The organism is Vogesella sp. LIG4 (genome assembly GCF_900090205.1).
Taxonomy (GTDB): domain Bacteria; phylum Pseudomonadota; class Gammaproteobacteria; order Burkholderiales; family Chromobacteriaceae; genus Vogesella.
Genome location: NZ_LT607802.1, coordinates 919,054 through 944,352 on the forward strand (window position 1 = coordinate 919,054; position 25,299 = coordinate 944,352).

Sequence of the window (25,299 nt, forward strand, 5' to 3'; positions counted from 1 at the left end):
CCGCTAGGCTCTGCGCATGAAGCCCGATCCCCGCCTGCCCCTGGTTTACGCCTGCTCCGGCTGCTCCAATGCCGCGCAGCTGGCCAACCATTTTGCGCTGCGCCTCACCCGCGCCGGCCTGGCCGAGATGTCCTGCATCGCCGGCGTCGGCGGCCAGGTGCCGGCGCTGCTGCGCATGGCCCGCAGCGGCAGGCGCATCCTGGCACTGGACGGCTGCCCGCTGGCCTGCGTGCAGGGCTGCCTGACCCAGGCTGGCGTAGTGGCGGATACGCACATCGACCTTTCCAGGCACGGCGTGAAAAAGCGCAAGCACGCCGACTTCGAGGCCGGCGACGCCGAGCGGCTGTGGCCGCTGCTCAGCGCCGTGGCCAGCGCGCTGCATCAGTAGCGCTTCAACACCGGCGCCGCGACCTCCTCCACCTGCCAGCCTTCGTTGCGGGCCATGAAGAACTGGATGATGGAGTCCACCGTCACCGTGCGGATGCGGTCGCTGTAACGCAACTCGTTGGGGTGGTCGTCAAAGGCGACGTTGGCCTTGAACATGCGGCCGCCAAGGCGGGTCAGCGCCCCCAGGTTCAGCTCGGTGGGCTGGTAGCCGTTTTTCTGCAGCCACTGCTGGCTTTGCTCGCGGGTATACAGATGGTTGCCGGTACTGGCCGCCGCCAGCGTTTCCAGCACCCAGGCATTGGAGTTCTGGTAGCGGGTGGCAAACGGATAGGCGGTCAGGCTGTAGCGGGTGGAAAACATGGTGCGCAGCAGCGCGCCATCCTGCAGCCGCTCGCCCAGGCTTTTGGCCAGTGCCGACGGCGGCACCAGCAGCACCGTATCGAAGGCGTACATGTCATCGAGGAAGAAAGTCCCCAGCCCGTCGTACCACAGCTCCGCCCGGTCGCTGCCACACTCGTTCAGCAGCTCCGCCACCCGCCAGCGACCGTCACCGGCACGGTAGACGATGCCGGCATGGGTGTAGCGCAAGCCGTACTTGCTGAGATCCTGCCCCACCCGCCCGATGATGGCCACCGGCGTACCCAGCTGCTCCAGCCGCTGCTGCGCCTGCTGCGCGGTTGCCAGCGCCAGGCGGAAGGTATCCGGCGACAGCTGTTTTTCCTCGCAGGAGCGCCCGGCCTGCGCCGGCGCGGCCAGGCAGGCCAGCAGCAGGGCGGCGCCGGTCAGCAGCTTACGACGGCACATGGCTATGCTCCAGCAGCGCCTCGCCCACCGCATTCGGAATGAAGGCCAGCACCTTGCCGGATGCCACCAGCAGCGTGCCGCTGGCGGTGGCCGAAGCCTGTACCGTGACGCCGATTGCGGTGCCGGACGCCTGGAACGCCGACTTGGACATGTCCAGCGCCAGCTTGCTGCCGTCCTTGGCGCCTTCCAGCAGCACCCGCACACCACTGCCGCTGGCCTCCACCACGCCGGTCACCACGAAGACGGTGCCGATCACCGGCAGCATCGACCCGGTGAACGGCCGCCCTTCGGCACTGCCCTTCACCAACCCGACCGGGGTGGCGATGATGGACAGCAGCCCGACAGCCACTTTCTCCGAAGGATTGAAGTCCAGCGACCCGGCCCAGCCCTGCAGGCTGGTCACCATCAGCACAGCGGCACACCATTTTCTTGCGTTCATCGTCACCTCCATGAAAACGGCATGATACGACAACGACATTACCGCTGCGCAAGACAAATCAAACGTCTGTTGCAATCATTGATGCCAACCGCCACTATAGAGCCCGAACTCTAAACAAGGCCGCGCCACGCAGTGCGGCCAACACGAGGAGATGGGCATGCAAGTGGAATTGCTGCTGCTGGCGCTGGCGCCGGTGTTTCTGGCCTGTGTGGCCTGGGAGATGGTCTACTGGCGCCGCCGCGGCCGCGCCGATGTCTACAGCTGGCCGGATACGCTGTGCAATGCCGGCCTGGCGCTGTTGCACCAGGGCGCCGACAAGCTGGCCTGGCTGCTGGTGATTCCGCTGTACCAGCTGCTGTACCAGCACCGGCTGTTCACGCCGCCCGGCGGCTGGGGCGGCACGCTGCTGCTGTTCCTGGCGCAGGATTTCCTCTACTACTGGTTTCACCGCGCCAGCCACCGCGTGCGCTGGTTGTGGGCGGCGCACAGCGTGCATCACAGCTCCACGCGCCTGAACCTGTCCACCGCCTTCCGCCAGAGCGTGCTGTACCCGCTGGCCGGCATGTGGGCGTTCTGGCTGCCGCTGGCCTGGCTGGGCTTTGCGCCGCAGCAGGTGGTGGCCGTGGTGCTGCTCAACCTCGCCTTCCAGTTTTTCGTGCACACCCAGGCGCTGCCCAAACTGGGCTGGCTGGAATACCTGTTCAACACGCCATCCATCCACCGCAGCCACCACGCGCAGAACCCGCGCTACATCGACCACAACTACGCCGGCGTGCTGGTGATCTGGGACCGGCTGTTCGGCAGCTACGTGGCGGAAACTGCCGACGAGCCCTGCCGCTACGGCACGGTGAAGCCGGTGCACAGCGTCAACCCGCTATGGGTGAACGTGGTGGAGTGGCGCGACATGCTGCGCGAAACGTTGGCCGCACGCAGCTGGCGCGCACGGCTGACGCTGCTGTTCGGCGCGCCGGAAGCCGCCGAGCGCGCCGCCGACCGGCAGGCGGCAAGCAGGGCTACATGAGCCAGCGCCACAGCCCGTACACCACGAAGCCGCCGATGATGGCCAGCAGGGTGCGGCGGGTGAAGAAGGCCAGTGCGCCGGCGGCCAGCGTGCCCGGCAGGTAGGCGTTGCCCAGCGACAGCTCGATGTCGCCGTGCGGCGCCAGCGCCATCGGCACGATCAGCGCGGTGAGCACCGCCGCCGGCACGTAGCGCAGGCTGCGCTCCAGCCAGTGCGGAAACGCCAGCCGGTGGCCGAATACCAGGAAGCTCAGGCGGATGCCGTAGGTCACCACCAGCATGCCGGCGATGGCCAGCAGCAATTGTTGCGTCGTCAGATTCATGCCTGCTGCTCCCCGGTTTTTTCACCGGCCAGGCATTCGGCCAGCACCCCGCCGCCCACGCCGGCCGCCGCGGCCAGCATCAGCCCCAGCTTGTACGGCAGCCCGCGCGCCAGCAGTGCCACCGCGCCGGCCAGCAGCGCCGCCAGCAGCACCGGGCGCTGCCGCAGCTGCGGCGCCACGATGGCGGCAAAGGTGGCCACCATGGCAAAGTCCAGCCCCAGCTCGGCAAGGCCGGGCACGCTCTTGCCCAGCAGCACGCCGCCGATGGTCCAGAACTGCCAGTTCAGGTACATGGCCAGCGAGGAACCCAGCCAGTACCAGGCGCCGGCCATGTCGTCGCCGTGCTCGCGCAGGCGATGCTCCACCACGGCGAAGGTTTCGTCGGTGAGCCAGAACGCCAGCGGCCAGCGCCAGCGGGCCGGCAGGTGGCGCGCATGCGGCAGCAGCGTGGCGCTGTACAGCGCATGGCGCAGGTTGACCACAAAGGTGGTGAGCCACAGCACCGGCAGTGCCACGCCGCCGCCGATCAGGCCGACGGCAACGAACTGCGACGAGCCGGCGAACACCAGCGCCGACAACGCCAGCGTGGCCCACACCGGAATACCGCTGGCAATGGCCAGGGTGCCGAAGATCACGCCGAAGGGCGCGGCGCCCACCAGCATGGGAATGGTGTCGCGAACGCCGGCCATCGACGCGCTGCGAGGGGAATGCATGAGAAGACTCCTGTTGGTTCTACAAGCCTGTTCACGATCTCGTGCGCGAGAGCGAGACAGGGCGAAAACGGCTGAGCAAGCGGAATTGACATGACGTCAATGCGCATTTCGAAGCCGTACTCACCGTGCAACGTTTCACGACGCGCAGCAGATCGTGCACAGGCGCTAAGGTTGGCCGCAAGCCGCGGCGTACTCACGCCAGGCCTGCAGCAGGGCATCCCACGAGGGCGGGTTGCCCGGGTAGCACGGCACACCGGCCGGCGGCTGCCACCAGGCTGGCGCGCTGTCGGTCCAGATATGCGCCACCGGCTGCAGGCCGGCAGACTCGTCCAGCGAGCCAGGCTTGATGCTGAGTATGTCGCCCGCGCCCTCGGTGCGGTGGAACAGCCGGTTGCCGCACTGCGCGCAGAAATGGCAATCCATCACCCGGCCGGACGGTGTGCGCCGCTGCCAGCACTGCAACTGCCCCTGCAGCAACGACAACTCCGGTGACCGCAGCCACAGCGCCATGCCGAAGGCACTGGCGGACTGTCGCTGACAGTCGCGGCAATGGCAGGCAAACACGGTGGCCACTTCACCCCGCACCCGGTAACGCACGGCGCCACACTGGCACTGGCCATGAAAGCTCTGCATTGCTGCCTCCCGCAAGCAAAACGCCATTCTGGCATGTCGCCGCGGGCGGGCGGCAGAACAGGCTGTTCAGTTGCCCGACTATGGCAGTGCCGGCTGCCCGCCGGCTTGAACGATCTTGCGCTCGCCGCGCAGCGTGCGCTGGTAGGCGGCCGGGGTAATGCCCAGCGCGGCGCGGAAGGCGCGCGTCAGCTGCGGCTGGTCGGCAAAGCCCAGCTGGCTGGCCACCGAGGCCGCGGCCATACCCTGCGCCAGCAGGGCACGGGCGCGCGCCACGCGCAGCTGGTTGCGCCAGGCCACCGGCGGCAGGCCGTACTGCTGGCGAAAGCGCCGGTTCAGATGCCAGGGGGACAGGCCGGCCTCGTCGGCCAGCTGCTGCAGCGACAGATTGTCGGCCAGCCGGTCGGCCAGCAGCTCGCGCACCCGCTGCAAGGCGGGCTGGGCCGCCGGCAATGCCATTTCGCGCACCGCCATGTGGCGGGTGAGCACCGCGGCAAACACCTCCTGCTGCACGCTTTCGCGCAGCAGCCAGTCGGCACTGTCGCGCAGCAGCGGCTGCAACTGCCACAACCGCTGCCACAGCTCCGGGTCGTACACCACGGTGTCGCGGAAATACGGCACCACCGCCCGGCCGGCAATCTGGCTTGCCAGCCCGCTCATCAGCTGTGCCGACGGGTAGTAGCCGTGATAGCCCCAGCCGGCCTCGTCGGCAGACTCCCCGGTGTGCACCTCGCCGGGGTTGATCAGGATCAGCGAGCCGGGGCCGGCCACATGGGTGCCGCCATGCCAGTAATAGGACTGCGCGCCCCAATGCAGGGTGTTCACCACGTATTCCTCGTGGAAATGCGGGGCAAACACCTGCTTGGTATAGAAGGCGTCCAGCAATTCCAGCGGCGCGATGTCATCGGCGCGGAAAAAGCGGGCGTATTCGGGGCGGGGAGCGGACATGTCGGTGTGGCGGCAGGTGGATACCGCATTCTGGCACAGCGCTGCGCCGGCGCCTTGAACGATCTTGCCCGGCTGCGGCCATACCGGTGGCAACGCGCTGCGACGTTTTGACGCAGCCATCCCGCATGGCCGCGTGGTAGCCTTGCGGCCAACGTTCACCCCCAGCAATCCAAGGAAGTTTTATGCGCACATTCGCCACCCTGGCCCTGGCCTGCCTGCTGTCGCTGCCGGCCATGGCGCACGAATACACTGTCGGCAACCTCAAGATCATCCACCCGTACAGCCGCGCCATGCCGCCGGCCAGCCCGGCCGCCGCGGTGTTCTTCAGCATCGTCAACAAGGGCCAGCAAGCCGACCGCCTGCTGGCGATCACCACCCCCCAGGCCCCGCGCGCCGAACTGCACAAGCACAGCAACGACAACGGCGTGATGCGCATGCGCCCGCTGGAAGGCGGCGTAGCCATCGCCGCTGGTGAAACCGTGAAACTGGCTCCCGGCGGAGTGCACGTGATGCTGCTGGACCTCAAGCAGCAGGCCAAAGCCGGCGACCACTTTCCGCTGACGCTGAAGTTCGAGAAGGCCGGCGAGGTGAAGGTGGATGTCAAGGTGGAAGACGGCGCCGATCTGCCGATGCAGCACGGCGACATGCCGATGAAGAACTGAGCCGCGCAGCCAGGCTCTATACAGCAAGCCCTTGTGCCACGCACAAGGGCTTTGTTGCATCCGCAGAATGGTGGCCCGGCGGTGCCACAACGCCGGCATGATTAGTTAAGGTAATTTAACAATACCCAGCGTCAGCCCCTGTCGAACTGCTATGCTGGACGCCTTGCCGAATTTCGCTGCTCCGACGCGCCTAGCATGCTGATCAAACGTTTCCGCCCGCTGCTGTTGTTGTTGTTGCTGTTGTTGCTTGGTCTGGCCGGTATCTGGCAGATCGCGCGCAGTGCCGCGCGCGAGCTGGACAACGCCTCCAATCACATGATCCAGCAGGGGCTGGAGCTGGAACTGCAGCAACAGCGCCGGCAGCTGGCCACCACGCTGGCAGATTACGCGGTGTGGAACGACATGGCAGTGCACCTCAATGCGCTGCAGCCGGATATCGCCTGGCTGAACGACAACCTCACCTCCTCCATCTACCACAACCTGGGCGTGCAGCTGGCGCTGCTGATCGACAAGGAGCGCGGCGTGCTGCTGGGCCGCCGCCACGGCATCCTGGCGCCGCAGCCCAGCCAGTTGCTGCCGCTGGCGCCGGCGCAGTGGCAAGCGCTGCTGCGCAATGCCGACCGCTACGCTGCGGCCAACCAGTATGGCCAGCCGTTCAGCCAGCTGATCCAGTACAACGCGCTCAACCTGCAGACCGGCCAGCCGGAAAGCCGGCTGCTGATGCTGTCACTACAGCGCATCAGCCCGGAAAACCCGCAGCAGCCGGTCGGCCCGATTCCGCGCTACCTGCTGTTCGCCCGCCACCTGGACAGCGAGCTGCAGCAGCAGATCGCCAATACCTACGGCCTGAGCAGCCTGTCGCTGAACTTCGGCCAGGTGAACCCGGAACTGAAGGAAGTGCTGCCGCTGAAAGACAGCAGCGGCCAGACGCTGGCCTACCTGAGCTGGCCGGCGCAAAGCCCCGGCCAGGCGCTGCTGCAGCGCGTGCTGCCGCAAAGCCTGTTGCTGCTGATCATGATGCTGCTGCTGGGCCTGCTGGTCATCCGCACCGCCATGGGCTCGCAGCGTCGCCAGCAACAACTGGCCGAACGCAAACAGCAGCAGGGTCAGACACTGCAGCAGTTGATCTCGCTGCGGCGCGACGACCAGCAGGAGCTGGAAGACTACCTGTCCGAAGTGCTGCCGCTGGTGGCGCAGGCACTGCACATCTCGCGCGTCAGCGTGTGGCAGTTCAGCAGCGATCAAAAGGAAATGCAGTGCCTGGCCGGCATCAACACCCTTACCGGCGAGCGCCTGGGCGGCGAAATACTGGATGAAAGCCACCACGGCGACTACCTGCAGGCCATGCTGGCCACCGGCATGCTCGCCAGCAACAAGATCGAGGACGACCCGCGGCTGCAGTCGCTGCAGCACTATCTGTACGCCCGCGGCGTCACCGCGCTGCTGGACATCGCCATCATGGTGGGCGGCATGCACCACGGCATCCTGTGCGTCGAATCGCAGACCCCGCGCCGCGAATGGCTGCAGGACGAAATCGACTTCGTCAGCGCTGCGGCCAACATCATCGCCCTGGTGATGGAGGCGCGCGCGCGCCTGCATGCCGAAGGCGAGCTGTACCGCCAGTTCTACTACGACCGCTTTACCGGCCTGCCCAACCGCATCCGCCTGCTGATGCAGCTGGATGAGTTACTGCAGCAGCGCCAGCACAGCAGCCAGCGCGATGCACAGCCGGTGGGCTGCGTGATGCTGTCGGTGGAAGGGCTGGCCAACATCAACGAGCTGTTCGGCCGCGACAACGGCGATTTGGTGATCCGCGAACTGGGCCGCCGGCTGGAAGGAAGCATCGGCAACGGCGAAATGGTGGCGCGCTGCGCCGACAACCGCTTTGCGCTGCAACTGCTGGGCAATGACGAAGAGCAGCTGTCGCGCCGCGTGGACGACATCACCACCCAGCTGGCCAAGCCGCTGGAAGTGCAGGGGCAGCCGCTGTTCCTGCGCCTGAGCGTGGGCCTGGCCATCTACCCGCACGACTGCGACGAGGCCGAGGCGATCCTGGAAAACGCCGAGGCCGCGCTGCTGCTGTCACGCGAAAGCCCCGGCAGCTGGGTGCGCTTCCACCCGGAAATCAACAGCAACTGGCGCCGCCGCAACCGGCTGCAGGCCGACCTGCGCCAGGCCGCCCCGCGCGGCGAGCTGCTGCTGAACTACCAGCCCTATGTGTCGCTGAAAACCGGCAAGGTGGCCGGTGCCGAGGCGCTGGTGCGCTGGCAGCACCCGGAACTGGGCCTGATCTCGCCGGTGGACTTCATCCCGCTGGCGGAGGAAACCGGCGTCATCCACGCGCTGGGCGAGTGGGTGCTGCAGGAAGGCATCCGCCACGCCGTGCAATGGCGCGAGCAGTACCTGAGCAACTTCGTCATCTCCATCAACGTATCGCTGCTGCAGCTGGAGGACCCGCGCTTTGCCGAAGTGGTGGCCGTGATCCTGGCCACCCACCACCTGCCGGGCGAAGCGCTGGAGCTGGAGGTGACCGAAGGCCTGGCGCTGCGCAACACCCCGGCCATCGACAGCAACCTGCAGCAGCTGCGCGCGCAGGGCATCGCCATCGCCATTGACGACTTCGGCACCGGCTATGCCTCGTTCAGCTACCTGCGCCGCTTCCCGGTGGAAAAGCTCAAGATCGACAAGCAGTTCCTCGACCTGGTGCCGGAAAACGAAAGCAGCAGCAACCTGGTGCGCATGATCGTGGCCATGGGCCACACCCTGGGCGCCTCGGTTACCGGTGAGGGCATCGAGAACATCCAGCAAGCGCGCTTCCTCGCCCAGCACGGCTGCGATTATGCGCAGGGCTACCTGATCAGCCGCCCGCTGCCAGGCAGTGCGCTGGAGCAGTTCCTGGCTGAAGCAAAACCATTGCCGCTCTAGCCCGGAACACGATATTTCCGGACAAAAGCTTGTAGCAAACACAACAGATTGTTGCAGTGATGTAACATCGTGCACTGCAACATCGGCAGACAGTTCACCGCCTTGCTTCCCAGCATGCGCCAACATGATGCACACTGCCCCTCACGTTGCATCGCCGCCTCCAGCACTGCGCCAGGTTTACCAAAGACCGGGTGATGGAGGAGAGACAAGCTCAACATGGGCCACATAAGACACAATACAGACATCAAGCGGAACAAGGCGGCGATGCAACGTCCCTCCGCGGGTTAACCACCCGGTCAGCTTTATCCCGAACAAATACCCCTTCAGCAGCAAACTCCCGGTTTTCAGGCCCCGCCCGGACCAGTAACATCGTCGTTTTCAGCGCTGGCCAGCCATCATGACCGATACCGTTTCCCCTGCCCTGCCCCGCGTGGCGATTCGCTACTGCACCGGCTGCCGCTGGCTGCTGCGCGCCGCCTGGATGGCGCAGGAGCTGCTTACCACCTTCGAGAAGGACCTCGCCGAAGTGGCGCTGCAACCCGGCAGCGGCGGCGTATTCCAGGTCAGCGTCGATGGCGAACTGCTGTGGGACCGCGCCCGCGACGGCGGCTTTCCCGACATCAAGGAGCTGAAGCAGCGCGTGCGCGACCGCGTGGCGCCGGAAAAGTCGCTGGGCCACAGCGACAAAGCCGCCGACTAGCCGCAACGTTGGCCGCAGCATGTCCTCCGTGCAACGCAAGATCATCCACATCGACTGCGACTGTTTCTTCGCCGCGGTGGAGATGCGCGACAACCCGGCCTGGCGCGACATCCCGCTGGCGGTGGGCGGCCAGCCCGGCCAGCGCGGGGTGATCTCCACCTGCAACTACGTGGCGCGCCGCTTCGGCGTGAAAAGCGCCATGCCCTCGTCACTGGCGATGCGGCTGTGCCCGGAGCTGCTGATCGTCGGCTCGGACTTTGCCCGCTACCGCGCCGCCAGCCAGGCGGTGCATGCCATCTTCCAGCGCTACACCAGCCTGATCGAGCCGCTGTCACTGGACGAAGCCTACCTGGACGTGAGCGGTCAACCGCATTGCCAGGGCAGCGCCAGCCTGATGGCGGCCGAAATTCGCGACGCCATCCGCAGCGAGGTGGGCATCACCGCCTCCGCCGGCATCGCACCCAACAAGTTCCTGGCCAAGATCGCCAGCGACTGGAACAAGCCGGACGGCCAGTTCCTGGTGCGGCCGCAGGACGTGGCCGACTTCGTGCGCGTGCTGCCGGTGGAAAAGATCTGGGGCGTGGGCGAGGTAACCGCCGGCAAGCTCAAGCAGCAGGGCTTTCACACCTGCGGCGACCTGCAGCAGCTGGAGCTGCTGGAGATGCTGCGCCGCTTCGGCAAGTTCGGCAAAAACCTGTACGAGCTGGCGCGCGGCATCGACCACCGCAGCGTGCACACCGAGCACGAGCGCAAATCGGTAAGCGTGGAAGAAACCTACACCCGCGACCTGCCCGATCTCGCCGCCTGCCGTGCCGAGCTGCCGCCGCTGATCACCCGGCTGCGCGAACGGCTGCGCCGCGCCGGCAACCCGCCGTTTCGCGGCATGAACATCAAGATCAAGTTCGCCGACTTCACCCAGACCACGGTGGAAACCGTGGCGCACGAGCTGGATGAAGCAGTACTGGACAACCTGCTGGCCACCGGCTTTGCCCGCGGCAACCGCCCGGTGCGGCTGCTGGGCGTGGGCGTGCGGCTGCAGGAGGCGCAGCGCGTGCCGCAGCAGCTGCAACTGTTCGACATCCGCAGCAACGACAACGCCGCCGGATAAGCGGCGGCGTTTGGCGGTGTCACGCCGAGGGCAGAGCGTAGCGGCGCGAACAAAACCGCGCGGATCAGGGGGAGTCTTGCGTGTCGCTCAGCGGCTGGCCAACTGCGCGCGCTGCTGCCAGGCCTCCACGATGCGGCGAATCACCGGCAGCGCCTCGCGGCCAACCTTTTCACCTTCGCGGATCGCACGACGTCGCTGGTCGAAGCCGGCGGCGCCCAGGCTCAGCACCCGCGGGCGCAGGATCACGTCGGCCTGCTTCAGCTCCAGTGCCAGCGCCGCCTGGTTCATGATGGCCACGCTCTGGTTGAAGTTGCCGAACAGCCCGCTCTTGCGCTGCACCGGCTTGGCGGAGATATCCACCGCAATCACGATGTCGGCGCCCATCTCGCGTGCCGCCACCACCGGCACCGGGCTCACCAGGCCGCCATCCACATAGCGGCGGCCCTTGATGCTCACCGGCTGGAATACATTGGGAATCGCCGCCGAGGCACGCACGGCCAGGCCGGTGTTGCCGCTGCGGAAAACCGAGCGCTCGCCGCTGTCGAAATTGGTGGCCACCGCGGCGAACTTGCGCGGCAGCGCCTCGATCGGGCGGTTGCCCACCTGGCGATTGACGAAGGCCTGCAGCTTCTCGCCCTTGAGGAAGCCGTTGCTGGACAGGGTGAAATCCTTGAGCTCGTCGGCCTGCATCGCCAGTGCGCGGCGGTACAGCTTCTCGCCGCTCATGCCGGAAGCGTAGATGGCGCCCACCACGCTGCCGGCGCTGGTGCCGGCCACGATGTCGGCCTGGATGCCGGCCTGCTCCAGCACGCGGATCACCCCGACGTGGGCAAAACCCTTGGCGGCACCGCCACCCAGTGCCAGCGCGATGCGCGGCTTGCGCAGCGGCGTCTTGGCTGCCGCCACCGCCGGCTTGGCCGGCAGGTTGGCCGCAACGCCGGGCACGCTGGCAGCCGGTGCTGATGCCTGGGCTATCGGTACCGGCAGTGGCGTGGCAGGCGGGTTCTGTGCCGCCGGCGGCTGCGGGCTGGTACAGGCGGCCAGCAAGGCAGCGGCCAGCAGCGCGAGCAGGCTGCCGCGCTTAGCCATGTTGCTGCTGCCAGCGGGCAATCGCCGCCTTGATCTGCGGCAGCGCGCTGCGCGCCGCCTTCTCGCCTTCCAGAATGGCGTTGCCGCGCAGGTCGAAGTCGGCAGCGCCAATATTCAGCACATTGGGGCGGACTACCACGTCGGCCTGTTTCAGCTCCTGCGCCAGCGCCGACATGTTCATGATGCTCAGGCTGCGGTCCAGCAGGCTGAAGAAGCCCGCCGCCGCCTTACCCACCGGCTTGGCAGAGATATCCACCGCAATCACGATGTCGCCGCCCATCTCGCGCGCCGCGCTCACCGGCACCGGGCTCACCAGCCCGCCGTCCACGTAGCGCTTGCCGGCGATGGTCACCGGCTGGAATACATTGGGAATCGCCGCCGAGGCGCGCACCGCGGTGCCGGTGTCGCCGCTGCGGAACACGATGCGGGTACCGGTATCCAGGTTGGTGGCCACCACGCCGAACTTGCGCGGCATCTGCTCGATGGTCTTGCCGTCCACCTGCTGGTTCACCAGTGCGGCCAGCTTCTCGCCCTTCAGAAAGCCGTTGCTGGACAGGGTGAAGTCGCGCAGCTCGCTCTCGTCGATGCGCATGGCGCGGTAGCGCAGCGCCTCGCCGTCCACGCCGGAGGCGTAGATGGCGCCCACCACGCTGCCGGCGCTGGTGCCGGTAACGATGTCGGCCTTGATGCCGTTCTGCTCCAGCACGCGAATCACGCCAACATGGGCAAAACCCTTGGCCGCACCACCGCCCAGCGCCAGCGCAATCCTGGGTTTGGGCGGTACCTTGGCCACTGGCGGGGCGGGCGGCGTGGCGCAGGCGGCCAGGCCGATAAGCAGGGCGAGAGAGAACAGACGGCGGGTCAGGGTCATACGGTTTTCTGGTGTTAACGCTTGGGCGGTTTACGGGTGAATTCGATCACCTGCCGGCCATCCGGCAGTATGTTCGGCTTTTGTTTCGGCATGCCTTTCCAGGCATGGCCATACAGCACTTCATAGGTGGCCGGTAGCTGGCCGTCGCGGCGATAGCCTTCGTAGGCATCGCACACCCGCTGCCAGGCCTGCTTGCCCAGCAGGCCGCGCTTGCGGCCGGCGGTGACGTTGTGCGCGCCGATGGACTTGAGATCCTGCATCACCTCGCGCGCGCTGGCGTAGGTCATCACGATCTTTTCCATGTCCATTACCGGCTCGGACATGCCACTGGCCAGCATGGCGTCGCCCAGGTCATGCATGTCGATGAACTGGTTGACGTGGTTGCCGCCATCGGCGGCGCCGAACGCCGCACGCAGTTCGTACAGCGTGTCCGGCCCCAGGGTGGCGAACAGCACCATGCCGCCCGGTTTGAGCACGCGCTGGAACTCGGCGAACACCGCGTCCGGCAGGTTCAGCCACTGGATGGTGAGGCTGGACCAGATCATGTCCACGCTGTTGTCGGCCAGCGGCAGGCGCTCCACGTCGGCACACACCTGCCACGGCTGCTGCGATTTGAACAGCCGCGACAGCATGCCCTGGCCGGCACGCTGCTTGTCGCGCGAGGCACACAGCATGGCGTGCGCCAGGTCCAGCTCCACCACGCGGGCGTCCGGGTAGCGGCGGCGCAGCCCGGCGCTGCCGTAGCCGGTGCCGCTGCCGGCATCCAGGATCACCGCCGGTTGCAGCTTGATGTAGTCCAGGCGCTCGGCCATGCGGTCGGAAACCTCGCGCTGCAGTACCGCAGCGGCATCGTAGCTATGGGCCGCGCGTTCGAAGGAGGCGCGAACCTGTTGTTTGTCGGTGTAGAACGCTTCAGTCATGCATGGTGTTCCAGGTGTTGGCGCAGGTGCTGCAGAAACTCGCTCTCATGGGAGAGGAAGGGCGCATGCGAAGCCTGGGCAAATTCGTACAGGGTGGCATCCGGCAGCGCTGCGGCCAGCCAGCGGCCAGCCCCGATCGGGGTGATGGCATCGCGGGCGCCGTAGAACAGCCCTACAGGACAGGTAATCAGCGGAGCAAGTTCCCGCGCGTCGGCAGCCAGCAGGCAATCCAGCGCCGGCAACAGCCCCTGCGGGCGGCCGTGGGCGAACATCTGCTCCTTCAGCGCCGCCAGTGTCTGGCGTGCCGCCGGCGCGCCCAAGAGCTGCAGCGCGAGGAAGCGCTCCAGCGTCTGCTCGAAGGCAGTATCCAGGCTGGCACCCACGCCCTCGATGGCGGCGCGCTGCTGCGCATGCGGCCAACTATCGTCGCGCACGAAGCGCGGGCTGGTGGCGATCAGCGCCAGGCTTTTCACCAGCGCCGGGTGGCGGGCAGCCCAGTGCTGGGCGATCAGCCCGCCCAGCGACCAGCCAACAACCTGTGCCGGCAAGGGAAAGCGCTCGGCCAGCTGGTCGGCAATGGTATCCGGGTTGAAGCTGGCGGCAGCGGCACTGCCGCCATGGCCGGGCAGGTCGACCAGATGCACGCAGAAATCGCTGGCCAGGTTGGCCGCAATGCGGTCGAACACGCCGCCGTGCAGGCCCCAGCCGTGCAGCAGCACGACATCGGGGCCACGGCCGTGACTTTCGATAAACAGGCTCATGGAACGACTAGGTGGGGCAAAAACGCATTTTCGCAATACTGGCGGCGGAAAGATACCCGCCGCCAGGCCGGCCAGGAACAAGCCGGCGCGGCCAGCCGCACGTCATGCACCGCTGGCTGCGCTCAGGCCGTTGTCAGCGCGTGTTCACGATCTCGCGAGCTAGCGCGAGACAAGGCGAAAACTGTGGGGCGCGGCGTTTACACAGCGTAAATGCGCATCCCCGAGTCGAATTCAACGCCGTATCGCCGACACGCAGCAGATCGCGCGCTCAGGCGCTGAGTACCGTGTGGCTGGCGCTGTCGCTGCCACTGTCACGCCCGAGCAGGCGCTCCCACTCCAGCGTCTGCGCCGGTGCCGGGCGGGCAAAGTAGTAGCCCTGCAGCCGGGTGCAGCCCAGCTCGCGCAGCGCGCGCACCTGCACGTCGGTCTCCACACCCTCGGCCACCACTTCCAGCCCCAGCGCGGCGGCCAGCGCCAGGATGGCGCGCACGATGGCAACCGATTCGTCCTGGCAGTGCACTTCGCGCACGAAGGCCTGGTCTATCTTCAGCACGTCGAACTGGTAGCGGTGCAGGTAGGACAGCGCCGAGTAGCCGGTGCCGAAATCGTCCAGCGCCAGGCACACGCCCTCTTCCTTCAGCTGCTTCATCACGCTGATCGCCAGGTCCGGCACGTCGATCAGCGCGCTCTCGGTAACCTCCAGGTGCAGGGTGCCGGCCGGCAGGCCGTACTGGCGCAGCATCGGCAGCAGCCAGTCCAGCATGCTGCGGTCGTGGAAGTGGGTGGACGACAGGTTGATGTGCAGGCACACCTCGTTGCTGAGGCGGCCCTCGGCGTACCAGCCGGCCAGCTGCGCGCAGGCGCGCTCGATCATGTAGCGGTCGAGCTTGAGGATCAGGCCGCTTTCTTCCGCCATCGGCATGAATACGCTGGGCGGGATCATGCCGCGCTGCGGGTGGTGCCAGCGCACCAGGGTCTCGAAACCGGCCAGGCGGCCGGTCTGGCTGTCGACGATGGCCTGGTAGTACGGCACCAGTTCGTAGTCGTTGGTGAGCGCGTGGCGCAGCTCGGCCTCCAGCGCCAGCTGGTCGGCCTGGTCGCGGCGCAGCTCCTGGTTGAACAGGGTGTAGCCGCGGCGGCCGCGCTGCTTGCTGCGGTACATGGCGTGGTCGGCATCGCGCAGCATGTCTTCGGCGCGGCTGTAGTGGCTCTTGTCGGCCAGCACCACGCCAACGCTGACCGTGGTGAACACTTCGCGGCCGGACAGCACGATGGGGCGGTCGAAGGCGGCCACCAGCTGGCGGGCGATCTCCTCGCACTCGTCCATGGTATCGACGCAGGACAGCAGCACGGCGAATTCGTCACCACCCAGGCGCGCCAGGAAATCGGCAAAGCGCAGGCTGCCCTGGATGCGTTGCGCCGCCTCGATCAGCAGCAGGTCGCCGGCCAGGTGGCCCAGCGAATCGTTCACCAGCTTGAAGCGGTCCAGGTCGACAAACAGCACGGCGAAGCGCTGCACCGGGTCGAGCTGGAAGGCGTCCCAGTTGCGCTTGAGCACGCGGCCGAAGTAATTGCGGTTCGGCAGCTTGGTCAGCGGGTCGTGCAGGCTATCGTGCTGCAGCTGGGCGTTCACCGCATCCAGCTGGCTGGTGCGCTCGCGCACGCGCTGCTCCAGGTCGGCGTAGGCACGCTGCAGGTCGTCCAGCGCCTGCACCCGCGCCAGCGCGCTGCCAATATGGTTGGCGACGAATTCCAGGATTTCCTGCTCGCGCCAGCTGTAGCGGGTTTCCGGGCGGTAGCTGTGCACCGACAGTACGCCGCGCAGCTGGTGGCCGCTGTACAGCGGCACACCCAGCCAGCTGCACGGCAGCGAATCCAGGCACTCCTCGCTGACTTGCGGCCAACTTCTGGGGTCGGTCAGCAGCAGCGGGCGGCCGCTGTGCAGCACTTGCTCCACCGGGCCGCAGCCCGGCGTGCGCGACGACAGCTCCGCCTGGAACAGGTCGGCGCAGTAGGGAAAGCTCAGTTCGTCGCGGTTCTGGTCATACAGCGCCACCTGGCAGTTGCCGGCGTCGATCAACTCGGCCAGCAGGCGGTGCAGGCCGGCAAAGAAGGCATCCATCGACAGGCTGGTATTGGTCAGCTCGGCGATGCGGAACAGCATGGTCTGCAGCTGTTCGGTACGCTGGCGTTCCGCCACCTCGGCGCGCAGCCGGGCGTTGGCGGTTTCCAGCTCGTTGGTGCGGCGCCATACCTGTTGCTCCAGGTCGGCGCGGAACAGCAGCCGGTCCAGCGCTGCGGAAATGTGGTGGCCAACGAACAGGAACGCCGCTTCGGCACGGTCGTCCGGCCGCGGTTGCCCTGCGTAGCCCTGCATCACCATGGCGCCGATCGGCTTGCCGCTGCCATTGCACAGCGGCATGCCCATCCACCAGTCGCAGGCGCTGCCATGCAGCGGTATGCCTTCGCGATGGCACAGCGCCAGCAGGTCGTCGCCACTCAGGATCAGGAACTGGTTTTCGCGGATCAGCCAGGCCGTCAGCGGCGCATCCGGCCCACGCGCCGGGAACTGTTGCTCCGGTTGTGGCGGCGATGCATCACATTGGTCAACAAAGTAGGGAAAACGCAACACTCCGGCGTTTTCGTCGTACAGCGCCAGGTAGAAATTGTCGGCCGGCATCAGGAAACGCACTGCCTGGTGCAGCTGCGGCAGCACGGTTTCCAGCGTTTCCGCCTCGCTGGCGAGGCGGCTGATTTCCAGCAGGGTGTGATGGGTGAGGCGGGCCAGCGACAGCGCATCGGTCAGGCCGACGCCGACCAGGTGGCCGGTAAGCAGGTAGGCAAGGCGGGAAGTCAGTTCATCGGCCAGCTTTTTGCCGTGCCAAAGCATCCAGCCCAGCGGGGAGCTTTCGCTGCCCAGCCGGTGTAAGCGGACGTGTTCCGGCAAGTCGGTAGTGGCGCCCAGCTTGTCCGGTTTCGGCAGACAAGCCGTGTCTCCCCGTCTGGCCAGGCAATGCCAGACGGTTCCTACCTTCCCCCAGACTGTTGCGCCGTCGGGAGCCTGCAAGCGCACCAGGAAATCCAGTGCGGCTTCGGCAGCTTCTTCCGGCGTAAACAGAAATTCAGCCGTACTGTTCATACAGTTCGTGTAGACCCACTCGTGAGCGTTTGCATGAGGCATACCCTCCATGCACGGTGGCTGTTCTTATATCGGCACTTTTTACAACAACTAAAGCAGCAGTTTCAACAGTTTTACGATAGTAACGCCGCCAACAACTCTGCAACATCGTCTTGCGTGTGCGCCGCCGACAGCGATACCCGCAGTCGCGCACTTCCCTGCGGCACCGTCGGTGGCCGGATCGCCGGCACCCAGATGCCTCGTGCGCGCAGCTCGGCTGCCAGCTTTAAGACTTCCTTATTGCTGCCAATAATAATCGGTTGAATTGGGGAACGGGAAGAGCACAACGTCAAAGAAGTTGCGCGCAATCCCTCGCGCAGCAAGGAAATATGCCGTTCAACTAAATGACGACGCCATTTTTCTTCATCAATCAGCCGTAAAGCTTGCAAAATTGCCGCCGCCTGTGCTGGCGGATGCGCGGTGGTAAAGATATAGGTGCGCGCGGTATTCACCAGCCAGTCGACAAGCTGCCGGCTACCGGCCACGAAAGCGCCGGCCACCCCGGCCGCCTTGCCCAGCGTGGCCATGTACACCACGCGCGGGCTGTGCAGCGCGTACTCCAGCAATGCGCCATGCCCTTCGCCAAGCAGGCCGAAACCGTGGGCGTCGTCCAGGTACAGCCAGGCATCGTAGCGCTCGGCCAGCTGCAGCAGCTCACGCAGCGGCGCCTCGTCGCCATCCATGCTGTACACCGCGTCCACCGCGATCAGCCGGGTCCTCGCCGGCGTGTCGCGCAGCAACTGCTCCAGGTGCGCCATATCGTTGTGGCGAAAGCGCTTGAACTGGGCACGCGACAGCAGGCAGCCGTCGTTCAGCGAGGCGTGGTTGAGGCGGTCGGCAAACACCGCATCGCCGCGCCCCACCAGGCTGGTGATCACGCCAAGGTTGGCCGCATAGCCGGCGCCGAACAGCAGCGCCGCCTCGCAGCCGACGAACTCGGCCAGCGCCGCCTCCGCCTGCTGCTGGATGCCGAAGTGGCCGGCCACCAACGCCGAGGCGCCGCCGCCCACGCCCCAGTCGTCTATCGCCTGCTGCATCGCCTGGCGGATGGCCGGGTGATTGGCCAGCCCCAGGTAGTCGTTGCTGGCAAAGGCCAGGTAGTCGCGGCCATCGATATTGACCCGCGGCCCCTGCGGGCCGGCCAGCAGCGGGCGGCGGCGCAGGCGGTGCTCGTCGGCCAGGGCGCCAAGGGCGGAGTCGAGTTCATCAGGGCGCATGCGGCCAACCTTTCCGGATCGATGATGCAATAAATGAAAAAAGCACCCGCCGGCGGCAAGGTGCTTCTGGATGATGCCACGGCGGTGCGGCAACTTACATCGGCTGCAGGCCCAGCTTGTCCATCAGCAGACGGTCGGCGTCCACATCCGGGTTGCCGGTGGTCAGCAGCTTGTCGCCATAGAAGATGGAGTTGGCGCCCGCCAGGAAGCACAGCGCCTGCATCGCCTCCGGCATCTCGCGACGGCCGGCGGACAGGCGGATGAAGCTCTTGGGCATGGTCAGGCGTGCCACGGCGATGGTGCGCACGAATTCGGTCCAGTCCAGCGACTCGGCGCCATCCAGCGGGGTGCCGGTTACCTTCACCAGATTGTTCACCGGCACCGATTCCGGCTGCGGGTCGAGGTTGGCCAGCTGCAGGATCAGGCCGGCACGCTGCTCGCGGGTCTCGTTCAGGCCGACAATGCCGCCACAGCACACCGACAGCCCGGCGGAGCGCACCTTGCCCAGCGTGTCCAGGCGGTCTTCGTATTCGCGGGTCTGGATGATGTCGGCGTACTTGTCCGGCGCGGTATCCAGGTTGTGGTTGTAGAAGTCCAGGCCGGCATCCTTCAGCTTCTCGGCCTGGCCATCCTTGAGCAGGCCGAAGGTGGCACAGGTCTGCAGACCCAGCGCCTTCACCTGCTGCACCATGCCGAGGGTCTGCTCCAGGTCGGCATCCTTGGGGCCGCGCCAGGCAGCGCCCATGCAGAAGCGGCCGGCGCCGTTGGCCTTGGCCACGCGCGCGGCTTCCAGCACTTCGTCCACCGTCATCATCGGCTGGTCTTCCACCGGGGTTTCGTGGTGCATGGATTGCGGACAGTAGCCGCAGTCTTCCGGGCAGCCGCCGGTCTTGATCGATACCAGGGTGGACAGCTGTACCAGGCTGGGGTCGAAATGCTGGCGATGAACCTCGGCGGCACGGAACACCAGTTCCATGAACGGCAGGTCATACAATGCCTCGACTTCCTGCTGGCTCCACAGATCTTGTTCCGGGTGCAGTTTGGGCGGGCGCTGGAAAGCAATGGTGGCCTGATTCATCTGTGCTACCGTCATTGTTCAGAGTGAAAACTGGGCGCATCTTGCCGGGGGCGATCGATGCTGTCAAACCTGCTGGATGGCCTTATTAACAACTGCCCGTTTTTTGAGCAACATTGTCTGCTGTGCGGCCAACGTCCCACCCGCCACGGCCTGTGCCAGGCCTGCCAGCACGCCCTGCCCTGGCAGCACAGCGCACGCTGCCCGCAGTGCCAGGCAGCCGTTGCCAGCGGCGCCGCCCCCTGCGGCGACTGCCAGCGCTTGCAGCCGGCCTTCGACCGCCTGCTGGCCGCCTACGACTACGATTACCCGCTGGACGGGATGATCAGCCGCTGCAAATACGGCCCGCAGCCGGCGCTGCAAGGGGCGCTGGCGCAGCTGATGCTGACCCTGCCACAGCGCCATGCCGACCTCGCCGTGCCGGATCTGATCGTGCCGGTTCCGCTGGCAGCGGCGAAACTGGCGCAGCGCGGATTCAACCTGCCGGCTGCCCTCGCCGCCCCCCTGGCTGCTACAATGCGCGCGCCGCTCTCCGGCGAGCTGTGTTGGCGCAAACGCAACACCGCGCCGCAGGCGGGCCTGAACCGTGCCGAACGGCTGGCCAATCTGCGCGATGCCTTCGGCGTAAAACACCGCTGTGACGGCCTCTACATTGCCATAGTCGACGACGTGGCAAGCACCGGCGCCACCCTCCACGCGCTGGCAAAATCCCTGAAAAAATCAGGGGCAAAACGGGTGGAAGCATGGGTGCTGGCAAGGGCCCATTTTCGTCACACTTGACCAACCTGTTGATTTACTAGAATATTCGCCCCGCAACGATGTTTACCGTTGTTCTCTACCAGCCGGAAATACCGCCCAACACGGGCAATATTATTCGACTCTGTGCCAACACCGGCTGTGAATTGCACCTGGTCAAGCCACTGGGTTTTCCGCTCGAAGACGCCAAACTGAAACGCGCCGGACTCGACTATCACGAGTACGCCCGCATGGTGGTCCACGAGAACTGGGAAGCCTGCCTGGCTCACCTTGGCGAGCGCCGTATCTTCGCGGCGACGACCAAGGGTGCCACTCGGCATGACCGCATCGCCTTCCAACCCGGCGATGTTTTAGTGTTCGGTCCCGAATCCCGCGGCCTGCCCGCCGAGATTCTCGACACGCTCCCGTCTACGCGGCGGGTGCGTTTGCCGATGCGGCCCGAATCGCGCAGCCTGAACCTCTCTAATGCCGTCGCCGTGCTCGTATTCGAAGCCTGGCGTCAGCATGATTTTGCCGGAGGAAACTAGCGCGCCTGCAATTCACCGTTGGCACAACAGCATAAGGAGAGGTGATGAAACCTTTTTACCGATGGCTGTGGCTTGTGTTCATCAGTGCTTTGCTGGTGGCTTGTACCACCGTCAGACCGGCGACTGCCACGCAGACCGCCAAGGTCAGCTTCAAGAAACAACCCGCCGCCAATACTGGAGCGTATTTCCAGAATGATGGCCCGGCCGTGCAAACTCCGGTCAACCTGGACCTGATACCGGATGCCGTGCCGCAAGCCGAACCGCTGATCGCTTCAGCCAACAAGCCGTACTCCGCACTGGGCATGAGTTTCCGCCCGGATGCATCGGAAAAGCCCTATCGCCAGACTGGCAAGGCTTCCTGGTACGGCAAGCAATTCCACGGTCGCAAGACCACCTCGGGCGAACGCTACGACATGTTCGCCATGACCGCAGCGCACCCGACGCTGCCGATTCCGAGCTACGCACGGGTAACCAACCTGGTGAACGGCGACTCGGTGATCGTGCGCATCAATGACCGCGGCCCGTTCCACAAGAGCCGCCTGATGGACCTGAGCTACGCCGCTGCCTACAAGCTGGGCATCGTCAAGGCCGGGGCTGCCAAGGTAGTGGTGGAGCGCGTGTTCCCGGTGGAAGGCAGCGACCGCATCGCTACCAAGCCGCAACTGCAGCAGAAGGAAGCCATCGCAGACAATTACTATCTGCAGGTGGCATCGTTCAGCCGACTGGCCGCCGCCGAGGCTGAACTGAAGGCCTTGCTGGCCAACCCGGCAAACCAGCACGACGAGAAACTGGGCATCGTCAACCAGGACGGCCTGTTCCGCGTGCGCATGGGCCCATTCAGCGACGACAAACAGGCCATCCAGGTGGCCAACGCACTGAACGTGGCACCGGTCATCACCCGCTAACACGGGCTGACAACGGTAAACAGCAAAAACGCGAGGCAATGCCTCGCGTTTTTGTTTTGCCCGGCCGCAGCTTACGCCTTCGGCGTCTTGCAGGTATTGATGCCGAAGATGGCATACGGCGGGCACCAGCCGATGAGGCCGGTGGCCAGCGGCACCAGGCCCAGCAGCGCCCACGACGATTTCGGGCCGACAAAGGCCAGTGCGGTGATGGCCAGCCCCGCCACGATGCGGATCAGCCGCTCGGTACTGCCGATATTGCGTTGGAACATGGTGACAACCTCCCCTTGCTTGCGAACGCTATCACTATATACACAAATAAAGTGTCACCCCAAGCGGCAGCTGCAGGCTGTTTGCCGTAGCGCAAACTCCCGCCACGGCATCGGCATCCGGACGGCATGCAATCTGGCGGCAAAATACCCCGCTGCCAACCCGGCCATAGCCTATCTCTCAAGCACGGCCAGACAACCCGCCTGCGCCGCCTGCCAAGGAGCATCGCACCATGAAAATGCTAGTCACCGTGGACATCCCCCACGAACCGTTCAACACCCTGGTTCGCAATGGCCAGGCCGGAGCCGTCATCGGCCGCATTCTGGACAGCATCCAGCCGGAAGCAACGTACTTCACCGAACAGGACGGCCACCGCTGCGCCATCCTGGTGGTGGAAGTCGCCAATGGCGCCGCGGTGCCGGCGCTGGCCGAGCCGTTCTTCCTCAATTTCAATGCCGACTGCAAGTTCCGCATCGTGATGAGCCCGGCCGACCTGCAACAGGCAGGTCTCGACGAGATCGGCAAGCGCTGGAGCTAGGCCGGCAGCAAGGCCGCCAGAAAACAAAAGGGCAAGCCATGCGGCTTGCCCTTGTACTTGCAAAGCTTGCGGCCAACGTTGGCCGCATGCCCGGCTTATTCCGCCAGCTGTGCCAGCAGCTCGGCCTGGCGCTCGGCCAGCAGCGCGTCGGTCAGCTCCACCATGTCGCCGTCCATCACGTAATCCAGCTTGTACAGCGTCAGATTGATGCGGTGGTCGGTCACGCGACCCTGCGGGTAGTTATAGGTGCGGATGCGCTCGGAGCGGTCGCCGGAGCCGATCAGGCTCTTGCGCTCCGCCGCTTCCTTCTGCTGCTGCTCGCGCAGCTGGATGTCGTAGATGCGCGCCGCCAGCACGCGCATGGCGCTGGCCTTGTTGGCATGCTGCGAGCGGCCGTCCTGGCACTCGGCCACGATGCCGGTGGGCAGGTGGGTGATGCGCACCGCGGAGTCGGTCTTGTTGATGTGCTGGCCGCCGGCACCGCTGGCACGATAGGTATCGATGCGCAGGTCGGCCGGGTTCAGCACCACCTCGGCAATCTCGTCCGCTTCCGGCATTACCGCCACGGTGCAGGCGGAGGTGTGGATGCGGCCCTGGGTTTCGGTGGCCGGCACGCGCTGTACGCGGTGGCCGCCGGATTCGAATTTCAGCCGCGAGTAGGCAGCATCGCCGGCGATGCGCACGATCACTTCCTTGTAGCCGCCGAGGTCGGATTCGCTGGCGGACAGGATCTCCGCCTGCCAGCGGTTGCGCTCGGCGTAGCGGGTGTACATGCGCAGGAGGTCGCCGGCGAACAGCGCCGCTTCGTCACCGCCGGTACCAGCGCGGATTTCCAGCAGGATGTTCTTGTCGTCGTTCGGGTCCTTGGGCAGCAGCAGCTTCTGCAGCTCCAGCTCCAGGCTCTCCATGCGCGCGCGCGCCTCGTCGATCTCGGCCTGGGCGAACTCTTTCATGTCCGGGTCGGCCAGCAGTTCGCCGGCGGTCTCGATATCGGCCTCGCACTGGCGAAAGGCAGTGAACGCCTCCGCCACCGGGGTGAGTTCGGCATGCTCGCGGGTGAGCTTGCGGAACGCGTCCATGTCCGCGGTGGCATTTTCGGCAGCCAATAAATGGGTGACTTCTTCCAGCCGCTCGCAAAGGGTGGCCAGTTTCGCCGCAATCGACGGTTTCATTACTGCTCCGGGTGTAAGCGATACAGACGCGCGATCAGTTCGACCTGCGCATCGTGCGCCGCGCCGCTGCCGGTGGACAGCGCCTGCGTCGGCGGGTGCATCAGTTTGTTGGTGAGCTGCAGCGACAGCGCTTCCAGCACTTTTTCGGGGGCGTCGCCACGTGCCAGCTGCTTGAGCGCAGCATCCAACGTGTGGCGGCGGACGCGTTCGGATTCGTCGCGCAGCGCGCGGATCAGCGGCACCGATTCACGGCGCTTGAGCCAGTCGACGAACTCCACCACGCGGTGGTTGATGATGGTTTCGGCCTCTTCCGCCGCCTGGTTGCGCGCCTGCTGGCCCACTTCCACGATGCTGGCGATGTCGTCCACGGTGTACAGGTAGACATCGTCCATGCGGCCAACCTCGGCCTCGATGTCGCGCGGTACGGCCAGATCGAGCATGAACATCGGCCGATGGCGCCGTGCCTTGATGGCGCGCTCCACCATGCCCTTGCCGATGATGGGCAGCTGGCTGGCGGTGGAGCTCACCACCACGTCGTAGTGCTGCAGCTGTTCCGGCAGCTCGGACAGGGTGATGGCGTTGCCGCCGAACTCGGCAGCCAGGCGCTGGCCGCGTTCCAGCGTGCGGTTGGCCACGGTGAGTTTCTTCGGCTGGCGAGCGGCAAAGTGCGTCGCCACCAGTTCGATCATCTCGCCGGCGCCGATGAACAGCACGTTCAGCTCGCCCACCGAGGCAAAGATCTGCTCGGCCAGCTTCACCCCGGCGGCGGCCATCGATACCGAACTGGCGCCCACCGCGGTCTGGCTGCGCACGTCCTTGGCCACGGCGAAGGTTTTCTGGAACAGGCCGTTGAGCAGGCTGCCCATGGTGCCGGCGCGTTCGGCGGTGCGCACCGCGTCCTTGATCTGGCCCAGGATCTGCGTCTCGCCCAGCACCATGGAATCCAGCCCCGAGGCCACGCGGAAGGCGTGACGCGCGGTTTCGGCGGCATCCAGCTGGTACAGATACGGCTCCACCTCGCCCGGCACCATGCCGTGGTAGCCCACCAGCCAGCGCAGCACTTCCTCCGGCTGGGCGGTGGCACAGTACAGCTCGGTGCGGTTACAGGTGGAAACGATGGTGGCCTCGCGCGCGGCGTGTGACTCCACCAGCTGCGCCAGCGCCGCCGTCAGCGTCTCGGCCGGAAAGGCCAGACGCTCGCGGATGGCGAGCGGAGCGGTGTGGTGGTTCAGGCCGATGGCGAGCAGCTGCATGGGCAGGGCTTGGAAAGACACAGAGGGAAAGCGGGCATTCTATACCAGCTAGCGCGCCGGGGCGACGTGCCGGCACGCGGCAGCGCAGGTATCATGTCGCTAATCAAGGAG

Annotated in this window: 26 protein-coding genes; 10 read left to right on the forward strand and 16 right to left on the reverse strand. The window is 66.0% G+C overall.

The window, feature by feature from the left end; translation table 11 throughout:
• The first annotated feature begins 16 nt into the window (after positions 1-16).
• A complete protein-coding gene (locus tag PSELUDRAFT_RS04385; protein ID WP_088965684.1) occupies positions 17-388 on the forward strand; it encodes a putative zinc-binding protein in 372 nt (123 codons plus the stop codon).
• On the opposite strand, the gene PSELUDRAFT_RS04390 is transcribed toward PSELUDRAFT_RS04385, so the two are convergent.
• Both PSELUDRAFT_RS04390 and PSELUDRAFT_RS04395 read right to left on the reverse strand, forming a co-directional pair.
• A complete protein-coding gene (locus tag PSELUDRAFT_RS04390; RefSeq protein WP_088965685.1) occupies positions 382-1,191 on the reverse strand; it encodes a DUF2145 domain-containing protein in 810 nt (269 codons plus the stop codon). The genes PSELUDRAFT_RS04385 and PSELUDRAFT_RS04390 overlap by 7 nt on opposite strands.
• Positions 1,178-1,630 carry a hypothetical protein gene (locus tag PSELUDRAFT_RS04395; RefSeq protein ID WP_157725014.1) on the reverse strand — a complete coding sequence of 151 codons (453 nt, stop codon included), beginning with the start codon at positions 1,628-1,630 and terminating at the stop codon, positions 1,178-1,180. Before PSELUDRAFT_RS04395 ends, PSELUDRAFT_RS04390 begins: the two co-directional genes overlap by 14 nt.
• A gap of 157 nt (positions 1,631-1,787) precedes the next feature.
• Here PSELUDRAFT_RS04395 and PSELUDRAFT_RS04400 point away from each other — a divergent pair, with 157 nt between their 5' ends.
• Positions 1,788-2,651, forward strand: a complete 864-nt coding sequence (locus PSELUDRAFT_RS04400) for a sterol desaturase family protein (protein ID WP_231895303.1) — start codon at positions 1,788-1,790, stop codon at positions 2,649-2,651.
• Here the strand turns inward: PSELUDRAFT_RS04400 and PSELUDRAFT_RS04405 are convergent.
• The 4 genes from PSELUDRAFT_RS04405 to PSELUDRAFT_RS04420 all read right to left on the reverse strand — a co-directional run bounded on the left by PSELUDRAFT_RS04405 (position 2,644) and on the right by PSELUDRAFT_RS04420 (position 5,384).
• Entirely contained in the window at positions 2,644-2,973 is a 330-nt protein-coding gene (locus tag PSELUDRAFT_RS04405) for an AzlD domain-containing protein (protein ID WP_088965688.1), read from the reverse strand. The genes PSELUDRAFT_RS04400 and PSELUDRAFT_RS04405 overlap by 8 nt on opposite strands.
• Complete coding sequence (locus PSELUDRAFT_RS04410; RefSeq protein ID WP_088965689.1) at positions 2,970-3,686, reverse strand: AzlC family ABC transporter permease; 717 nt, start codon at positions 3,684-3,686, stop codon at positions 2,970-2,972. The genes PSELUDRAFT_RS04405 and PSELUDRAFT_RS04410 overlap by 4 nt, the downstream gene beginning before the upstream one ends.
• A 165-nt stretch (positions 3,687-3,851) precedes the next feature.
• Positions 3,852-4,319: a GFA family protein gene (locus PSELUDRAFT_RS04415; RefSeq protein WP_157725015.1), complete on the reverse strand. Its 468-nt coding sequence runs from the start codon at positions 4,317-4,319 to the stop codon at positions 3,852-3,854.
• A 78-nt stretch (positions 4,320-4,397) separates the two neighbouring features.
• The gene (locus tag PSELUDRAFT_RS04420) at positions 4,398-5,384 is read right to left on the reverse strand and encodes an AraC family transcriptional regulator (RefSeq protein WP_231895304.1); all 987 of its coding nucleotides are present in this window, start codon (positions 5,382-5,384) and stop codon (positions 4,398-4,400) included.
• 62 nt (positions 5,385-5,446) lie between these two features.
• On the opposite strand from PSELUDRAFT_RS04420, the gene PSELUDRAFT_RS04425 reads away from it, so the two are divergent.
• The 4 genes from PSELUDRAFT_RS04425 (at position 5,447) to dinB (ending at position 10,659) form a co-directional block, all read left to right on the forward strand.
• Positions 5,447-5,926 (forward strand): copper chaperone PCu(A)C, encoded by a 480-nt coding sequence (locus PSELUDRAFT_RS04425; protein WP_088965691.1) that lies wholly within the window; start codon positions 5,447-5,449, stop codon positions 5,924-5,926.
• Between the two features lie 195 nt (positions 5,927-6,121).
• Positions 6,122-8,851 carry an EAL domain-containing protein gene (locus PSELUDRAFT_RS04430; RefSeq protein ID WP_088965692.1) on the forward strand — a complete coding sequence of 910 codons (2,730 nt, stop codon included), beginning with the start codon at positions 6,122-6,124 and terminating at the stop codon, positions 8,849-8,851.
• Positions 8,852-9,248: 397 nt separating this feature from the next.
• On the forward strand, positions 9,249-9,551 hold the full coding sequence (locus PSELUDRAFT_RS04435) for a SelT/SelW/SelH family protein (RefSeq protein ID WP_088965693.1): 303 nt from the start codon (positions 9,249-9,251) through the stop codon (positions 9,549-9,551).
• A gap of 19 nt (positions 9,552-9,570) precedes the next feature.
• A complete protein-coding gene (gene dinB, locus PSELUDRAFT_RS04440) occupies positions 9,571-10,659 on the forward strand; it encodes a DNA polymerase IV (protein ID WP_088965694.1) in 1,089 nt (362 codons plus the stop codon).
• An 87-nt stretch (positions 10,660-10,746) separates the two neighbouring features.
• Here the strand turns inward: dinB and PSELUDRAFT_RS04445 are convergent, their stop codons facing one another.
• The 7 genes from PSELUDRAFT_RS04445 to bioB form a co-directional block, all read right to left on the reverse strand.
• Complete coding sequence (locus tag PSELUDRAFT_RS04445; RefSeq protein ID WP_088965695.1) at positions 10,747-11,748, reverse strand: patatin-like phospholipase family protein; 1,002 nt, start codon at positions 11,746-11,748, stop codon at positions 10,747-10,749.
• Positions 11,741-12,619: a patatin-like phospholipase family protein gene (locus PSELUDRAFT_RS04450; RefSeq protein WP_088965696.1), complete on the reverse strand. Its 879-nt coding sequence runs from the start codon at positions 12,617-12,619 to the stop codon at positions 11,741-11,743. The genes PSELUDRAFT_RS04445 and PSELUDRAFT_RS04450 overlap by 8 nt, the downstream gene beginning before the upstream one ends.
• Before the next feature lie 14 nt (positions 12,620-12,633).
• Positions 12,634-13,539 (reverse strand): malonyl-ACP O-methyltransferase BioC, encoded by a 906-nt coding sequence (bioC, locus tag PSELUDRAFT_RS04455; protein ID WP_088965697.1) that lies wholly within the window; start codon positions 13,537-13,539, stop codon positions 12,634-12,636.
• Positions 13,536-14,300 carry a pimeloyl-ACP methyl ester esterase BioH gene (gene bioH, locus PSELUDRAFT_RS04460; RefSeq protein ID WP_088965698.1) on the reverse strand — a complete coding sequence of 255 codons (765 nt, stop codon included), beginning with the start codon at positions 14,298-14,300 and terminating at the stop codon, positions 13,536-13,538. The genes bioC and bioH overlap by 4 nt, the downstream gene beginning before the upstream one ends.
• Positions 14,301-14,568: 268 nt before the next feature.
• Positions 14,569-17,439, reverse strand: coding sequence for a bifunctional diguanylate cyclase/phosphodiesterase (locus PSELUDRAFT_RS04465; RefSeq protein ID WP_231895305.1), 2,871 nt, complete (start codon positions 17,437-17,439; stop codon positions 14,569-14,571).
• 113 nt (positions 17,440-17,552) lie between these two features.
• The gene (bioF, locus tag PSELUDRAFT_RS04470; RefSeq protein WP_088965700.1) at positions 17,553-18,695 is read right to left on the reverse strand and encodes an 8-amino-7-oxononanoate synthase; all 1,143 of its coding nucleotides are present in this window, start codon (positions 18,693-18,695) and stop codon (positions 17,553-17,555) included.
• 94 nt (positions 18,696-18,789) lie between these two features.
• The gene (bioB, locus tag PSELUDRAFT_RS04475) at positions 18,790-19,773 is read right to left on the reverse strand and encodes a biotin synthase BioB (protein WP_088968384.1); all 984 of its coding nucleotides are present in this window, start codon (positions 19,771-19,773) and stop codon (positions 18,790-18,792) included.
• Positions 19,774-19,830: 57 nt separating this feature from the next.
• Between bioB and PSELUDRAFT_RS04480 the strand changes: the two genes are divergently transcribed.
• The 3 genes from PSELUDRAFT_RS04480 (at position 19,831) to PSELUDRAFT_RS04490 (ending at position 21,958) form a co-directional block, all read left to right on the forward strand.
• Positions 19,831-20,550, forward strand: coding sequence for a ComF family protein (locus tag PSELUDRAFT_RS04480; RefSeq protein WP_088965701.1), 720 nt, complete (start codon positions 19,831-19,833; stop codon positions 20,548-20,550).
• A 38-nt stretch (positions 20,551-20,588) separates the two neighbouring features.
• Positions 20,589-21,053 carry a tRNA (uridine(34)/cytosine(34)/5-carboxymethylaminomethyluridine(34)-2'-O)-methyltransferase TrmL gene (gene trmL / locus PSELUDRAFT_RS04485; RefSeq protein WP_088965702.1) on the forward strand — a complete coding sequence of 155 codons (465 nt, stop codon included), beginning with the start codon at positions 20,589-20,591 and terminating at the stop codon, positions 21,051-21,053.
• 206 nt (positions 21,054-21,259) lie between these two features.
• Positions 21,260-21,958 (forward strand): septal ring lytic transglycosylase RlpA family protein, encoded by a 699-nt coding sequence (locus tag PSELUDRAFT_RS04490; protein WP_231895306.1) that lies wholly within the window; start codon positions 21,260-21,262, stop codon positions 21,956-21,958.
• A gap of 71 nt (positions 21,959-22,029) precedes the next feature.
• Here the strand turns inward: PSELUDRAFT_RS04490 and PSELUDRAFT_RS04495 are convergent, their stop codons facing one another.
• Entirely contained in the window at positions 22,030-22,227 is a 198-nt protein-coding gene (locus tag PSELUDRAFT_RS04495; RefSeq protein WP_088965704.1) for a DUF2892 domain-containing protein, read from the reverse strand.
• Between the two features lie 230 nt (positions 22,228-22,457).
• Between PSELUDRAFT_RS04495 and PSELUDRAFT_RS04500 the strand changes: the two genes are divergently transcribed.
• Entirely contained in the window at positions 22,458-22,763 is a 306-nt protein-coding gene (locus PSELUDRAFT_RS04500) for a panthothenate synthetase (RefSeq protein WP_088965705.1), read from the forward strand.
• Between the two features lie 95 nt (positions 22,764-22,858).
• Here the strand turns inward: PSELUDRAFT_RS04500 and prfA are convergent, their stop codons facing one another.
• Together prfA and hemA are read right to left on the reverse strand one after the other, a co-directional pair.
• Positions 22,859-23,935, reverse strand: a complete 1,077-nt coding sequence (prfA, locus tag PSELUDRAFT_RS04505) for a peptide chain release factor 1 (protein WP_088965706.1) — start codon at positions 23,933-23,935, stop codon at positions 22,859-22,861.
• Entirely contained in the window at positions 23,935-25,188 is a 1,254-nt protein-coding gene (gene hemA / locus PSELUDRAFT_RS04510) for a glutamyl-tRNA reductase (protein WP_088965707.1), read from the reverse strand. Before hemA ends, prfA begins: the two co-directional genes overlap by 1 nt.
• Positions 25,189-25,299: the final 111 nt, after the last annotated feature.